Source organism: Kitasatospora sp. NPDC047058 (assembly GCF_040643935.1).
In the GTDB taxonomy this organism is placed as follows: domain Bacteria; phylum Actinomycetota; class Actinomycetes; order Streptomycetales; family Streptomycetaceae; genus Kitasatospora.
Window position 1 is genome coordinate 1 of record NZ_JBEYVJ010000190.1, and the last position, 13,568, is coordinate 13,568.

11 protein-coding genes are annotated in these 13,568 nt (G+C 73.1%); 6 read left to right on the plus strand and 5 right to left on the minus strand.

The annotated features are described in order from the left end of the window. Together ABZ885_RS24855 and ABZ885_RS24860 are read left to right on the plus strand one after the other, a co-directional pair. Window positions 1-651 (plus strand): hypothetical protein (locus tag ABZ885_RS24855; protein ID WP_360192597.1); only part of this gene is annotated, 651 nt, incomplete at its 5' end. Between the two features lie 186 nt (window positions 652-837). Continuing rightward, window positions 838-1,368, plus strand: a complete 531-nt coding sequence (locus ABZ885_RS24860; protein WP_360192600.1) for a peptidylprolyl isomerase — start codon at window positions 838-840, stop codon at window positions 1,366-1,368. An 81-nt stretch (window positions 1,369-1,449) separates the two neighbouring features. Here ABZ885_RS24860 and ABZ885_RS24865 read toward each other — a convergent pair whose 3' ends face one another. Next, window positions 1,450-2,778, minus strand: coding sequence for a helix-turn-helix transcriptional regulator (locus ABZ885_RS24865; protein ID WP_360192603.1), 1,329 nt, complete (start codon window positions 2,776-2,778; stop codon window positions 1,450-1,452). Between the two features lie 271 nt (window positions 2,779-3,049). Between ABZ885_RS24865 and ABZ885_RS24870 the strand changes: the two genes are divergently transcribed. Beyond that, entirely contained in the window at window positions 3,050-3,457 is a 408-nt protein-coding gene (locus ABZ885_RS24870; RefSeq protein WP_360192606.1) for a hypothetical protein, read from the plus strand. Window positions 3,458-3,506: 49 nt separating this feature from the next. Here the strand turns inward: ABZ885_RS24870 and ABZ885_RS24875 are convergent, their stop codons facing one another. The 3 genes from ABZ885_RS24875 to ABZ885_RS24885 all read right to left on the minus strand — a co-directional run bounded on the left by ABZ885_RS24875 (window position 3,507) and on the right by ABZ885_RS24885 (window position 8,492). Further along, the gene (locus tag ABZ885_RS24875) at window positions 3,507-3,968 is read right to left on the minus strand and encodes a (2Fe-2S)-binding protein (protein WP_360192609.1); all 462 of its coding nucleotides are present in this window, start codon (window positions 3,966-3,968) and stop codon (window positions 3,507-3,509) included. Window positions 3,969-3,994: 26 nt separating this feature from the next. Continuing rightward, window positions 3,995-6,406: a molybdopterin cofactor-binding domain-containing protein gene (locus ABZ885_RS24880; protein ID WP_360192611.1), complete on the minus strand. Its 2,412-nt coding sequence runs from the start codon at window positions 6,404-6,406 to the stop codon at window positions 3,995-3,997. A gap of 184 nt (window positions 6,407-6,590) precedes the next feature. Next, window positions 6,591-8,492, minus strand: coding sequence for a DNA/RNA non-specific endonuclease (locus ABZ885_RS24885; protein ID WP_360192614.1), 1,902 nt, complete (start codon window positions 8,490-8,492; stop codon window positions 6,591-6,593). 237 nt (window positions 8,493-8,729) lie between these two features. Between ABZ885_RS24885 and ABZ885_RS24890 the strand changes: the two genes are divergently transcribed. After that, window positions 8,730-9,380, plus strand: a complete 651-nt coding sequence (locus tag ABZ885_RS24890; RefSeq protein WP_360192617.1) for a response regulator transcription factor — start codon at window positions 8,730-8,732, stop codon at window positions 9,378-9,380. Between the two features lie 28 nt (window positions 9,381-9,408). Here ABZ885_RS24890 and ABZ885_RS24895 read toward each other — a convergent pair whose 3' ends face one another. After that, window positions 9,409-10,146, minus strand: a complete 738-nt coding sequence (locus ABZ885_RS24895; RefSeq protein ID WP_360192620.1) for a VOC family protein — start codon at window positions 10,144-10,146, stop codon at window positions 9,409-9,411. Between the two features lie 172 nt (window positions 10,147-10,318). On the opposite strand from ABZ885_RS24895, the gene ABZ885_RS24900 reads away from it, so the two are divergent. Together ABZ885_RS24900 and ABZ885_RS24905 are read left to right on the plus strand one after the other, a co-directional pair. Further along, entirely contained in the window at window positions 10,319-11,656 is a 1,338-nt protein-coding gene (locus tag ABZ885_RS24900; protein WP_360192623.1) for an MFS transporter, read from the plus strand. 246 nt (window positions 11,657-11,902) lie between these two features. Then, entirely contained in the window at window positions 11,903-13,522 is a 1,620-nt protein-coding gene (locus tag ABZ885_RS24905; RefSeq protein ID WP_360192626.1) for an alpha/beta fold hydrolase, read from the plus strand. Window positions 13,523-13,568: the final 46 nt, after the last annotated feature.

Genomic DNA, 13,568 nt, shown 5'->3' on the forward strand with positions numbered 1-13,568 from the left:
AACCGGCGCGTCGTGCCGGAACCGAGGAGCTGCAAGGGCGCCCCGCCCGCGAGCGCGCAGCCGCCGGCCGCGCCCGCGCGGCTGCTAGGCAAGGCCGAGGTGCAGGCCGCGCTGGTCGGCAGCGGTGACCTGACCGGGTACACCGTGATGGAGATCCCCTTCGAGGCGGGCAAGAGCGATCCCCTCCCCACGCGCCCGGCGGACTGCCAGCCGGTCGAGAACATCCGCACCGGGAAGATCCGGCCGGCCCCGGCCGCGTACGGCAGCGTCAACCTCGTCCCGGCCAAGGAGGCGGGGCCGCCCGTCGGCGTCGGCATCCTCCTCGGCAGCTTCGACGGCGACGGCGCCCACCAGGTGCTGTCCGCGCTGAAGACCGCGCTGACGACCTGCACCCACTACGAGGGCGGCATTCCCAGGCCGGGAACCGTCGCGGCGCTGCCCGCACCCGCCCTCGGTGACGAGGCGGTCTCCTACACCCTCACCACCGGTGGCAAGTCGGAGGAGCTGATCGTCGTCCGGCAGGGCGGTGTGGTGGCGGTGTTCGCCCCCAGCCCCCTGACCTCGGCCGCCGCGGCGGGCGGTGCGCCGGTGAAGACGCCGCCGGACGTGCTCACCCGGCAGTTGGAGAAGCTGCGCCAGGCGGCCGGCTGAGCACCGCGGCCACCGGGGCCACGTCGCGGCGGGGCCGCGTCGCGGCGTGGCCCGCCCGCCGTGACGTGGCCCGGTGAGGTGCTCCGGGACCGCCGACCCGTTCGGGTGATTCCGGGCGGGTTGGCCACCGCGCGACCCGCAGGGGCGGCAGGCTGATCCCGGTTTCGCCCCTCAGGAAGGACTTCCATGGCCGAGAACCTCGTGGCAACGTTCAAGACCAGCCGAGGCACGTTCACCTGCCGGCTGTTCCCCGACCACGCACCGAAGACCGTCCGGAACTTCGTCGAACTCGCCGAGGGCACGCGCGAGTGGGTCCACCCCGAGACCGGTGAGAAGACCACCGACCGCCTCTACGACGGCACGGTCTTCCACCGCGTGATCTCGGGGTTCATGATCCAGGGCGGGGATCCCCTGGGTCAGGGCATCGGCGGACCGGGATACAAGTTCGACGACGAGATCCACCCCGACCTGTACTTCGACCGGCCCTATCTGCTGGCCATGGCCAACGCCGGTGTCCAGATGGGCAAGGGCACCAACGGGTCCCAGTTCTTCGTCACCGTCGTCCCCACCCCGCACCTCAACGGCCGGCACACGATCTTCGGTGAGGTCGTCGAGGGCGCGGACGTCGTCGACGCCATCGCCAAGGCCGAGACCGGCAGGAACGACCGGCCCACGACGGACATCGTGCTCGAATCCGTCGTCATCGACCGTTCGTAGGCCCCGCGGCTCGCTGCCTTCCCCGGCCGGCCGCGAACCCGCGGAGTGCCCGGACGGGACACGGCCGGGCGGGGCGGGCCGTCAGTGGAGAACGGCGAGGACGGCGTCCCACTGCGAGGTGGTCTGCCCGGTCGCCGCGCACGGACCGGCCGCCGCGGCGACCTGGTAGGCGGTGGTGAGCCGGTAGGAGGAGAGGGTGAGCACCGGGAGGGTGGTCCACCCGGTGCTGAACCCGGGGGCGGTGCCGGTGTTGCTGCCCACCGCCCCGACCATGAGGTCGCCGGGGGCGCATGTGGCGGCGGTGGAGCTGGTGGTGAAGGCGGTCCCGCCGGCCGGGCCGTGGGCCTGCGCGCTGCCGCGTACGGCGGAGACGCCGCGGAACTCGTCCACGGCGATGTGGTACTTGCTGGCGTGCGGGTAGTCCACCCGGACGGAGTCCGCCGTGGTCAGCGCCGGGACCCCGAAGGCCGCGAAGACGAGGACCCGGTGCCGCCGGGGGTCGATCACGTCCCCCGCGGGTTCGAACCGGTCGCCCCGGGTGTCCGTGATCGTGACGTTCCCGGGACAGGTGCTGGTCAGCATCATCGTCACGATCAGCGCGTCCCCCCGGGCGACCGGGGCGACCACGGGCAGGACGACGCCGGTGGCGGAGATGACCTCCTGGCCGGCGGCCGGGCGGGCGACCCAGGACGGGACGGGTTCCGCGTCCGCACGGTCCGTCGCCCGGCGCACCCGGCCCGCGGACCGCCCGGCCGGCCCGGCGTCGTGAGCGGCGGCCCGGGAGTCCTCCGGATCCCCGGTCGGGCAGTCCTGCGGGGGCGGGGCGGTGGCGACCGGGCCGCGGAGCGCGAGGACGCCCAGGGTGGAACAGATCCCGAGCAGCGTGCCGACCAGCAGGGTGACCGCGTGGGCCCAGAACCGGCGGCCGTGCGACGGCGGTCCGGCGTGCGCGGAGGGGAAGGGAACCGGCGGACCGGCGGGCGGCCGGGCAGGGGCGGGAGGAATCGCGGGGGCGGGAGGAACGACGGGGGCGGGCGGGGTCGCCGGGCCGGGCGGTGGGGCGGGTGCGGTCGGTAAGGCGGTCGCGGGCGGTGGCGCCACCGCCCGGGCGTCGCGGGACGGCTCGGCGCCGGCGGCGGCGGACCAGCGGCGCTGCCACTCCGTTTCGTCGCCACCGCAGGCCCGGACGTAGGCCCTGGTGGTGGGCCAGGAGGGCAGGCGCGAGCCGGAGGCTGCCTCGTACAGGGTGGTGTGGGAGATCGAGCCGGCGTCCTTCGCCATGGTCCGGAACGAGGGCTGGCCCGCGTCCTGGCGCAGGCGGCGCAACTCGGCGGCGAAGCGCTCCGCCGTCGTCCGCGGTTGCTCCCGCTCCCCGGGGTGTGGCTCGCGTTGCGACGCTTGCTCCGCCATGACGGCCCCCTGCTGTCAGACAGTGTCGGATACATCGGCGACCACCGCTCGCTTGTCGCGTACGGATCATAGCGACGAGTGACGGCGGCGATCGGCGATCCGTCGAATCCGGGTGGGGGAGGCGTGTTCGGAGCCCGGTCCTCCGCGGTGTCAGCTGTTGTCAGTTCCTGTCAGGCGGTATCGAACAGCACGGGCGGTCGGGTCAGCTGTCCCCGCCGTCGGGCTCAGGGCGAAGGCACCCGACGGGGATGGCGACGACAGGAGAATCGGCATGGGCAAGGGACTGATCAGCAAGCTCGGCCGGCGCGGCGCGGCCGCCGCGGCCGTGGTGGCGCTGGCGGCCGGCGGCGTCGGCCTGTCGGCGGGCGACGCGTCCGCCGTCGGCTGGTACTACCTCAACAACCACCCGACCAATCACGGGGTGGGCGTCTACTCGCTGCCGTACTCGTGGTCGGCCAAGACCACCGGCGACCTGTGGTCGTACTCGTGGTCCGGGGACGCGGTCGACATGCGCTGCTGGATCAGGGGCGAGGACATCAACAACAGCGGGTACGTCTGGTACCGGGTGGCCGCCGTGTACTCGGCCAGCTACGGCTACTGGTACGGGACGGCCTACGTGTACGGGGCCTACGCGGACGGGAACTGGAACTACCGCGTTCCGACCGTTCCCCCGTGCTGACGGCCCGCTGACCCGGTGCGCCCCGCCTCGGGCGGGGCGCACACCCGCCCTACGACGACTGCCGCGCCGCCGCCTGCTTGATGGCCTCGCGGATGCGGGGGTAGGTGCCGCAGCGGCAGATGTTCTGGATCTGGTCGATGTCCGCGTCGGTGGGGGAGGGGGTGCGGCGGAGCAGGGCGGCGGCGGTCATGATCTGGCCGGGCTGGCAGAACCCGCACTGGGCGACGTCGCAGGCGAGCCAGGCCTCCTGGACGGGGTGCAGGGTGTCGCCGTCGGCCAGGCCCTCGATGGTGGTGACCCGCCGGCCGGCGCAGTCCTTGACCGCGAGGGTGCACGGCTGGAACTCCTCGCCGTCCAGGTGACTGGTGCAGGCGCGGCAGACGCCGACACCGCAGCCGTACTTGGGGCCGGTGACGCCGAGCTTGTCGCGCAGCACCCAGAGCAGGGGCATGTCGTCCGGGGCGTCGACGCTGACCGGCTGCCCGTTGAGGACGAAGGTGTGGGTGGGCATGGCGGAGGCGAAGTCCTTCGGAGGGATCAGAAGTTGACGGGGAAGGAGCGCGGGCTGGTGCCGGTCGCGCGGGCGTAGGCGTTGGCGACCGCCGCCGAGGCGGCCGGGACGCCCAACTCGCCCGCACCGCCGGGCGGTCCGCTCGGCGGGAGCAGGTGGATCTCGACCGACGGCGGGGTGTGCCGCTGCCGGGCGTAGTGGAAGTCGGCGTAGCTGCCCTCGCGGACGGCGCCGTGGTCGATGTGGTTGCCGGCTTGCAGGACGACCGAGATGCCGTCGATCAGCGCGCCGGTCAACTGGGCTTCCAGCCCACGGGGGTTGATCACCAGGCCGAGGTCGGCGGCGATCACCGCCTTGGTGACGCGCGGCTGCTTCGGGTCGGTGGCGTCCAGCTCGACCAGGTAGGCGACGCGCCCGCCGTTCTCGTCGTGGTAGCCGATGCCCTGGGCCTGGCCGGCGGGCATCGCGCGGCCCCAGCGGCCGGCCTGGGCGACCTGGTCGAGCACCGCCCGCCCGGCGGCGTCGCGCACCCGGGCCCGGCGGAAGGCGAGCGGGTCCTGGCCGAGGCAGCGGGCCAGTTCGTCCATCATGATCTCGTCGGCGACCCGCACGGTGCCGGAGTAGACCGAACGCCAGCTGCCGGTGTGCATGTCCAGCGGGACTTCCGCGAGCAGTTGGGTGGGGATGCCGACGTCGTACGGGTTCTTCTCGCTGAGCAGGAAGAACGCCTGGGCGAGGCTGAGCCCGGCCAGCGAGAGGTTGAAGCCGGCGGCGGTGAGCGCCTCGCCGAGGCCGTGCCGGAAGTCGGTCTGCACGGTGGCGGCCCGGTGCTCGTAGCTGATCACCTGGCCGAGGCCGTAGGTGGCGCGGATCCGGTGGTGGCTGGCGGGGCGCATCCGGCCGTGCCGCATGTCGTCGTTGCGGGTCCACATCAGCTTGACCGGCCGGCCGGCCGCCCGGGAGACCTGGGCGGCCTCCAGTGCGGCGTCGAAGAACAGCCGGCGGCCGAACGAGCCTCCGCCGCGCACCACGTGGACGGTGACGGCGTCCTGCGGCAGGCCGAGTTCGGCGGCGATGGTCTGCTGCGCGACGATCGGGGTCTGTGCGGCGAACCAGACCTCGGCGCGGCCCGGGCGCACGTCGGCGACGGCCGTCAGCACCTCCATCGGCGCGTGGTTGACGAAGGCGAAGTCGAACTCGCCGTCCACGTACCGGGTGAGCAACGGGGGGACGAGGAACGGCGCGTGGGCGGCGCGCAGCCTGGCCCGGATGTCGGCGTCGGAGAGCGCGGCGACCGGACCCGGGTTCCAGCCGGTCCGCAGCGCGTCGCGGGCCTTGAGCGCCTGGTCGAAGGTCTCGGCGAGCACCGCGACGCCGGTGGGGATGGTGACCACGCCGAGGACGCCGGGCATCGCCCGGGCGGCGGAGGCGTCCAGCGACCGGAGGGTGCCGTTGATGGTGGTGGGGCGGGCGACCACGCAGGGGACGGCGCCGGGTACGGCGAGGTCGCCGGCGTACCGGGCGCGGCCGGTGACGATGTCGCGGGCGTCGATCCGGCCGGTCGGCCGGCCGACCAGGCGCCGCTGCTCGGCCGCCTTGGGCGTGGCGGGCACGGCCGGGACGGCGATCCCGGCGGCCGCGGCGGCGAGTTCGCCGTAGCCGGCCCGGCGGCCGTCGGGGGCGAGGACGGCGGAGTCGGCGGTGCGCAGGGTGTCGGCCGGCAGCGACCAGCGCCGGGCGGCGGCGGTGACCAGCCGGGCGCGGGCGGCCGCGGCGGCGGCGCGGACCGGGTCGTACAGCGAGCGCACCGAGTTGGAGGCGCCGGTGAGCTGGTTGAACAGCAGGTCGGGGCGGCCGTCCGAGAGCGGCACGTCGACGTCGGTGAGCCGGGCGTCGAGCTCCTCGGCGACCAGCATGGCGACGGCGGTGGTCAGGCCCTGGCCGACCTCCAGCCGGGGCAGGTGCAGCGCGGCGCGTCCGTCGGCGGTGACCTCCAGCACCAGCAGGTGGGAGGTGGGCAGGCCGGCCAGGATCAGCGCGTCACCGAGGTCGAGGACGTCCGGGATGCCGGGCAGTCCCAGCAACTGGGGTGCGGTGGCGGGCTGTTCGGCCAGACCGGCGGCGGCGGTCCGGACGGCGGCCTGCGCGGCGGAGGGCGCGGCGGCGTCGAGGCCGAGGCGGGCGGCGACGGTGAGGGTGGGGGCGGCGAGCAGGTAGGTGAGGAAGCGCCGCCGTCCGGCGGGGGCCGGGGTGGCGTCGGTGCCGTCGGCGGTGGCGGCGGCGCTGCCGGGGGCGGCGTCGCCGGGGACGGCGCTGCCGCCGTTCGGGGGTGCGATGGAGGTGCTGATGGGAGGAGCCCTTCGAGCCGGTGACGGCTCCGGCCGGGCGGGCCTGGGCGGCCCCGGCCCCGGTGCCGGATCGCGAACGCGGACGAGCATAGGAGGGGGCTATGGGCCGGTCAACACGGGCAGTTCGGGCCGGAACGGGCATCTGACCGCATGTCGGATGGGGCGGACACGGACGGCTGCAGCGGAAGGGCGGCGGTTCGGACACCGCCGCCCGGGTGGGTGCTCGTTCCGGGATCCGCCTCGGCCGCCGGTACAGGTCCCGTGGGTGGCCCGCTCAGTGCCACGTGATCTCGGCGAGCGAGTCCAGCGGCTGCCGCTCGACCATGAGCTCCGGCAGGTCCGAGGTGTCGGCCTGGTGCATCTCGGGATCGAAGTGCACGTGGATCCGGTCCTCCAGCTCGGTGAGGGTGACCTGGAACACCCGGAACTCGTCAAGGTCCAGGGCCTCGATCTGGTCGACGTTCTGGGTCAGCAGGAACGCCTTGGCCCGTAGCTCTTCGCCCTCCGAGAAGACGATCACCTTCCAGTACTCGCGCGGAATCCGGACCTGGCGGAACACCCGGTCGTCGTCCTGGAAGACCGGTCCGCCGAACACGCTGATCCGCAGGTCGTCGACGTCGACCTCTGCGTACACGGCGTCCTCGAGGCGTCCCCAGAGCCCGTTCCTGGCGCTCTGGTTGAAGTCGTCCATCTGCGGGGTGATGTTGGTGTAGAAGAACGACTCCTTGTTGGCCTGCTCGGCCTCCGCGGCGCTTCCCCAGGTCAGGTCGGCCCGCCGGGCGACGTGCCCGCGGTCCAGATGGTCGACGCGCCCGTTCTTGTCCTTGTACAGCTCGTTGTCGACCTGGAAGTTGGGCGGCACCCGGGGGTCGAGAACGAACTTCTTCCCCTTCCGGTTGAGCTTCTTGAGCGTTCCGCCGTCGACGTTCCAGGCGACCCAGAAGGCGAAGCGCCGGGACATGCTCTGGGCGAGGGAGTAGTGAGTGTGGCGGATGACCTCCGAACCGTCGATCCGCACCGCGTCGTGCTCGATCTTCGTGTGGAGCTCGGGGACTTCGATGCGCTTTCTCAGGAAGCCCGGGTCGTAGCCGTCGACGGCCACCAGTGCCTCGGGTGGAGGTGGCTCGGGGGTGATCTCCAGCTTGGTGAACACCGAGTCGGGGAGGCAGGCCAGCGCGTGCTCGTCCGGACTGTCCTTGGTCTCGCCGCTGAAGTGCAGGCCCGCGATCACGTCGGTGGGCGTGCCGTTCGCATCGGTGAACATCCAGACCGCGCCGGAGTCCCCGGGCAGGCTGACCTCGCCGTCGGGTGGCGCGAAGGCGGGGTCGACGCCGATCTCGAAGCAGCCGATCTGCTGCAGGCCGACGGTCCCGCCGTAGTCGATCTTGACGGTGGTCTCGATGCGCTTCACCAGGCCGTGGGTCACGCCGGTGGTCCGGCCGCACTTGACCACCTTGTCCCGGAGGGACGGCCGGCCGAGCCTCCGGGGGACGACGTTCAGGCCGAGGATCGCGCGGTCGAACCTGCGGTCCGTGATGGAGGCCACGGCGCAGTCACCACTGATGCCGAGATGGGAGCGGGCCAGTTTCCCGAAGCGGTTCCCGCCGACCCGGTTGTCGTCGCGGGCGCCGGGCTGGACGCAGTCGTCCCCGATCTCGCCCTCTGGGGTGTTGAGGACGTGCCAGTTGCTGAGGACGTAGGGGGAGCCGTTGCGGTCGAAGACGATGCACCCGGCTGTTCCGGCGCTGCCTCGCGTTCCGACCGGGATCCGGATGTTCCCGATACTCGCACCGGGGGCGAGCGGGTCGATCCGCTGCTGCCGGTCCGGGGGTTCGGCGGCGGCTTCGGCCAGCACGTCGTAGTGCGTCGTGTACCGGCGTTCGATGACTTCGGTCGGCACCTCGACGCCGTCCACCGTGACGGACTCGGGGAGCGCCTGCGTGCCCAACGCCTCCAGCTCCTCGGGGGCGGCCTTCTCGTCGACCGTGAACTGGATCGCGACCTCGCCCTCCCGTTCTCCCTTCGTGCGGTAGCCGATGCCGATGGACGAGACGTTCGGATCATGAAGGTAGGCCGCTCCCTGGGTCCGGATGAACGTCCTGAGTGACGAGATGAGCTTCTCTTCCTGTTCGGCCTGCGCTGACTTCGGCGGCCGGTATCCGTTGTTCCTGGACATGGACCTGTCCCTTCGAGAGCCCGCTGACGGCTTCAGTCTGTTCCGGCGCGCCGGAGCCGCGACAGGGTGGAACTACCCACGGTCACCGGGGTGGTCCCGCCCCGGGGCGGGCGGGAGCGGCCTTCCGGCGGCGGCTGCCCCGGGGCGGGCCGTCCGGGATGCGGGGTGGGCAGGGACGGCGAAGACTGGAACCGAGCGGTCCGCGAACGTCCGGGGCCATCCATGAACGCCGATGCCGTGAGTGCCGATTCCGTGGGCGCCGACGCCAAGCGCGTCGCCGTCGTCGGCGACTCCCCCCTGTTACGCCGCGGCCTGGCCGGGGTGATCGAGTCCGCGCCGGACCTCGTCCTCACCGTCAGCGTGCAGTCCGTCGCCGAGGCCGAGGGGGTGCTGGAGGCCGGCGACGTCGTCCTGCTCGACCTCCAGCTCCAGCCCTCGCTGCTCTCGGCCGCGATCGGGCGGCTCGCCGGGCACGGCGCGGAGGTCCTGGTGCTCTGCAGCGGCCCGCGGGACGACGTCGCCCAGGCGATGCGCGCCGGCGCCCGCGGCTGCCTGAGCCGGCAGGCCGGCGAGGCCGAACTGCTGGTGGCGATCAGCCTCGCGGCCTCCGGGTGCGCCTACGTGTCCGCGGTGCTCGCGCTGCCCCCGGACGACGAGGGAGCCGGCCGGCTGACCGACCGCGAGCGGCAGATCCTGGAGCTGGTCGCCGGGGGCGAGACCGACCACGGCATCGCCGAACGGCTGGGGATCAGCGAGCACACCGTCCACTCGCACCTGGACCGGCTGCGCGACAAGGTCGGCTCGCGGCGGCGGGTCGACCTGACGCGGTTCGCCCTCATGCACGCCATCGTCCCGAACCCGCCGCCCGGCGAGAGGCCGGACGGCTAGGGGCGGTCCCGGGGGCTGTCCGGCGTGGTCAGCTCGGGGCGAGGAGACAGAACTCGTTGCCTTCCGGGTCGACCAGGATCCTCCAGGAGATCGCGGACTGGTCGATGCCGGGGTCGGTGGCGCCCAGGGCGCGCAGCCGGGCCTCCTCCGCCGCCGGGTCGTCACCGGGGTAGGGGCGGACGTCGAGGTGGACGCGGTTCCATCCGCTCTTGGTGTCGGGGGTGCGGACGAACTCCAGGTAGGGGCCGACGCCCCGGGACGAGCGCATGCTTGCGAACTCGTCGGTCACCTCGTGCAGCGTCCAGTCCATCGCCTCGTCCCAGAACCGGGCCATCGACCGCGGGTCGGTGCAGTCGACCACCACCGCGGCGATCGGCCCGGTGTCCCGGTAGACCGGACGGGGCTCCAGGACGCAGAACTCGTTGCCCTCCGGGTCGGCCATGACCGTCCAGGGGACGTCGCCCTGCCCCACGTCGGCGAGCGTGGCGCCGAGATCCCGCAGGCGCGCGACCAGCTCCGCCTGATGGGCGGTCGAGGTGGTGGCCAGATCGAGGTGCACCCGGTTCTTCACCGTCTTGGGTTCCGGGCTGGCGATGATGTCGATGCAGACGGCCACGGGATCGGGGTAGACGAAGCCCACGGGTTCGAGGTTGGTGACGCCCGGTCCCTCGCTGTCGACACCCCAGCCGAGCGCCTCCGCCCAGAACCGGCCGAGCGCCGCGTCGTCCCGGGCCTTCATGTTGATCTGCACAAGTCTTGTTGACATGTCGCCGATCATAGCCAGGAGCTGACGTCGGCCCGGGCCCTCGCGGCGGCGAAGTGGACCGCTGTTCCGCGTCGTAGGTGGACCTGTCAACTGGTCCACCTGGTCCCTAGGATGGACATCATCAAGTAGGAACAGGACGGCCCGAGGGCGGCCGTGACCTCGGGGGGATCAGTTGTCCACACGTCTCTTGCCGCCGCCCGGCGCACAACGGACCATCGCCGCGGCCCAGTTGGCGAGCGCCATCGGTGACGGCGCGTACTACACCTGTTCGGCGCTGTACTTCACCCACGTCATCGGCATGTCGGCCACCCGGCTCGGCGTCGCCCTGGCGGTGGCCTGGGCGATCGGCTCGGTGGCGGGCGTGCCGCTCGGCCACCTCGCCGACCGGCGCGGGCCGCGCGGCACGGCCGTGCTGCTGGCGCTCGCCACCGGTGCGGTGGTCGCGTCCTTCCTGGTCGTCCGTTCCTTCCCGGGCTTCCTGATCGCGGTCTGCCTCTACGCCACCGCCCAGTCGGGCCTCTCGGCCGCCCGGCAGGCGCTGGTCGGCGGCCTGGTCGCGCGGGAGGAACGAACCGCACTGCTGGCCCACCTGCAGTCAACCCTCAACGCCGGCCTGGCCCTTGGCGCCGCGCTCGGCGGCATCGTGCTGAGCGCCGGCAGCCGCACGGCGTTCCTCGCCGCCTTCGCCGCCACCGCGATCGGCTTCCTGGTCAGCGGGCTGGTCCTGCTGCGGCTGCCGGCGGTCGCCCCCGCGCAGGCGCGTCCGGACGCCGAGCCGCGACTGGCGGTGCTCTCCGACCGGCCGTACGCCGTCGTCACCCTCGTCAACACCGTGCTGCTGCTGCGGATGCCACTGCTCAGCCTGGTCATCCCGCTCTGGATCGCCGCCCGGGCGGAGCACCTCGGCTGGCTCGGCCCGGCGCTCTTCGTCCTCAACACCGCGGTGGTGATGGGCTTCCAGGTCCGCGCGGCCCGCGGCGTCACCGGACTGCGCTCCGCCTCGCGCGCCGTCCGCGACGCCGGGGTCCTGCTGCTCGCCTCGTGCGTGGTGTTCGCGCTCTCGGCCGGGGACGTGCCGGTGTGGGCGATGGCCGCGCTGCTGGTGGTCGCCGCGACGCTCCAGGTGATCGGTGAGATGAAGCAGTCCGCGGGCTCCTGGCAGATCAGCTTCGACCTCGCCCCCGCCCACCAGACCGGCCAGTACCAGGGCTTCTTCGGCTCCGGCGTGGCGGTCGCGCGCACCCTGGGGCCGCTGCTGCTCACCACGCTGCTGCTGGACTGGGGCGCGCCCGGGTGGCTGCTGCTGGGCGGGCTCTTCCTGGCGGCCGGCTTCGCGATGGGCCCGGCGGTGCGGTGGGCGGAGCGCCGCCGGCCGGCGGAGGTGGCGGAGGTGGCGGAGGCGGCCGCGGCGGGGGAGCCTTCCACGGGACCGGAGCGTTCCGTGGGACCGGAGCCTTCCGCAGCGCCGGAGCCTTCCGCGGCGCCGGAGTTGGCGGAGGCGCGCTCCTGAGGGCGGGCCGGTCACCCGGGTGCTCCCGGACGCCGCCGCCGTGGCGGATGATCGCCACGGCGGCGGCGTCCGCGTGGTGGCGATGTACCGTCAGGCCGCAGTGAAATCCGCACCAAAGCATCCGTCAGGCCCACGAATCGCCGGGCTGATGACGACTGACCAGAAGAATCTACGGCGGTACATGGTCTTCCCCTTCCGGGAACCGCCTGCCAGGCTGGCCGGGTTTGCAGAACCGGAGGAGGTTTCGTGTCCCGCATTCCCAGTCTGGCGTTGGCCGTTGCCAGCGCGTTCGCCCTCGTCGCCGGCACCGCCGTCGCGGCGTCGGCCGCGCCCGAACCCCCCTCGGCCGCACCGGCCGCCGAGGCCCGGGTCGAGCCGGTCGCCTGGACGCCCTGCAATCCCGATCCGACCAAGCCCGACCCGGGGATCTACGACTGCGCCGTCTACCCGGTGCCGCTGGACTACGACCACCCCTCCGGCGAGAAGATCGGCATCGCGATGATGCGCCGCCGCGCCTCCGACCCGGCCAAGCGGATCGGCTCGCTGTTCCTCAACCCCGGCGGCCCGGGCGGCAGCGGCTACCTGTGGGCGACCACCACCCGCTTCGGCAAGGACGTCCAGGACCGCTTCGACCTGGTCGGCTTCGACCCGCGCGGCGTCGCCCGGAGCAACCCGCTGAAGTGCTTCACCACCGACGAGGAGGCCGCCGCCGTCTTCGACCGGCAGGTCGGCGTCCCGGTCACCAAGGCCGAGGTGGACGCCACACTGGACGCCACCGAGGACTACACCGACGCCTGCTCCCGCAACGCCGGCCCGCTGATCGAGCACATGTCGACCGAGAACGTCGTCCGCGACCTCGACCGGATGCGTCGCGCCGTCGGTGACAAGCAGCTCACCTTCGCCGGCTTCTCCTACGGCACACTGATCGGCGCCACCTACGCCGGCATGTACCCGAACAAGGTCCGCGCGGTGATCGTCGACGGCAACGTCGACCCCAACCTGCGCCTGCACAACGGCGTGGAGTACGACCGGCAGCGCGCCGCCGGCTTCGAACTCGCCCTGGACGAGTACCTCAAGCGCTGCAAGGCGGCCGGCGCCCCGCGCTGCGCCTTCGGCGAGGGCGACACCCGGGCCAAGTTCGACGCCATCCGCGACCACCTGCGCACCAGCCCGGTCACCCTGTCGGACGGCACCCAGGTGACCCTGTCCAGCTTCACCAGCCAGGTCGCCAACGCCCTCTACGCGCAGAGCCGGCAGGCCCCGCTCGCCAAGTCGCTGCAGGCGCTGCACGAGGCGCTCCAGTCGCAGGGCGCGCCGTCGTTGGCGGCGACCCCGAAGGCCTCCGTCGAGGACGCGAAGGCCCTGGCCGTGACCGTCCCCACCGCCCTGCGCGAGGCCCTCCCGGAGACCCCGTACAGCGCCGACGACTCGTACTACGGCGTCAACTGCCAGGACAAGCCGTACCCGTCGAACCCGAAGGTGTTCGCCAACCTGGCCAAGGCCTGGGAGAAGGAGTCGCCGACCTTCGGCCGCTACCAGGCCTTCGACGCGCCCGCCTGCGCCAGCTGGCCGGCCCCGGCGCGCGACGCCGAGCGCTACTCCGGCCCGTGGAACCGCGGCACCGCCAACCCGGTCATGGTGATCGGCAACCTCTACGACCCGGCCACCCAGTACAAGTTCTCCCAGAACATGCAGCGCCAGCTCGGCAACGCCGTCCTGGTCAGCGTCGACGTGGTCGAGCACTGCGCGGTCGGCCGCAGCGCCGAGCTGGGCAAGCTGGTCACCGACTACCTGGTGAACCAGCACGCGCCCGCGCCCGGCCAGCTGCTCAAGCCCGACGTGGAAGCCTTCCCGCCGGTGGCCTGACGCCGCCGGTCCCGGAGCCCGGACGCCCACACCGGTGGGCGCCCGG

Excerpts from the sequence above, each read along its gene's own strand:
- ABZ885_RS24860 (WP_360192600.1), top strand. The coding sequence starts at position 838 with ATGGCCGAGAACCTCGTGGCAACGTTCAAGACCAGCCGAGGCACGTTC.
- ABZ885_RS24885 (WP_360192614.1), bottom strand. The coding sequence starts at position 8,492 with ATGTCCAGGAACAACGGATACCGGCCGCCGAAGTCAGCGCAGGCCGAA.
- ABZ885_RS24895 (WP_360192620.1), bottom strand. The coding sequence starts at position 10,146 with ATGTCAACAAGACTTGTGCAGATCAACATGAAGGCCCGGGACGACGCG.
- ABZ885_RS24875 (WP_360192609.1), bottom strand. The coding sequence starts at position 3,968 with ATGCCCACCCACACCTTCGTCCTCAACGGGCAGCCGGTCAGCGTCGAC.
- ABZ885_RS24880 (WP_360192611.1), bottom strand. The coding sequence starts at position 6,406 with ATGCTCGTCCGCGTTCGCGATCCGGCACCGGGGCCGGGGCCGCCCAGG.
- ABZ885_RS24870 (WP_360192606.1), top strand. The coding sequence starts at position 3,050 with ATGGGCAAGGGACTGATCAGCAAGCTCGGCCGGCGCGGCGCGGCCGCC.
- ABZ885_RS24865 (WP_360192603.1), bottom strand. The coding sequence starts at position 2,778 with ATGGCGGAGCAAGCGTCGCAACGCGAGCCACACCCCGGGGAGCGGGAG.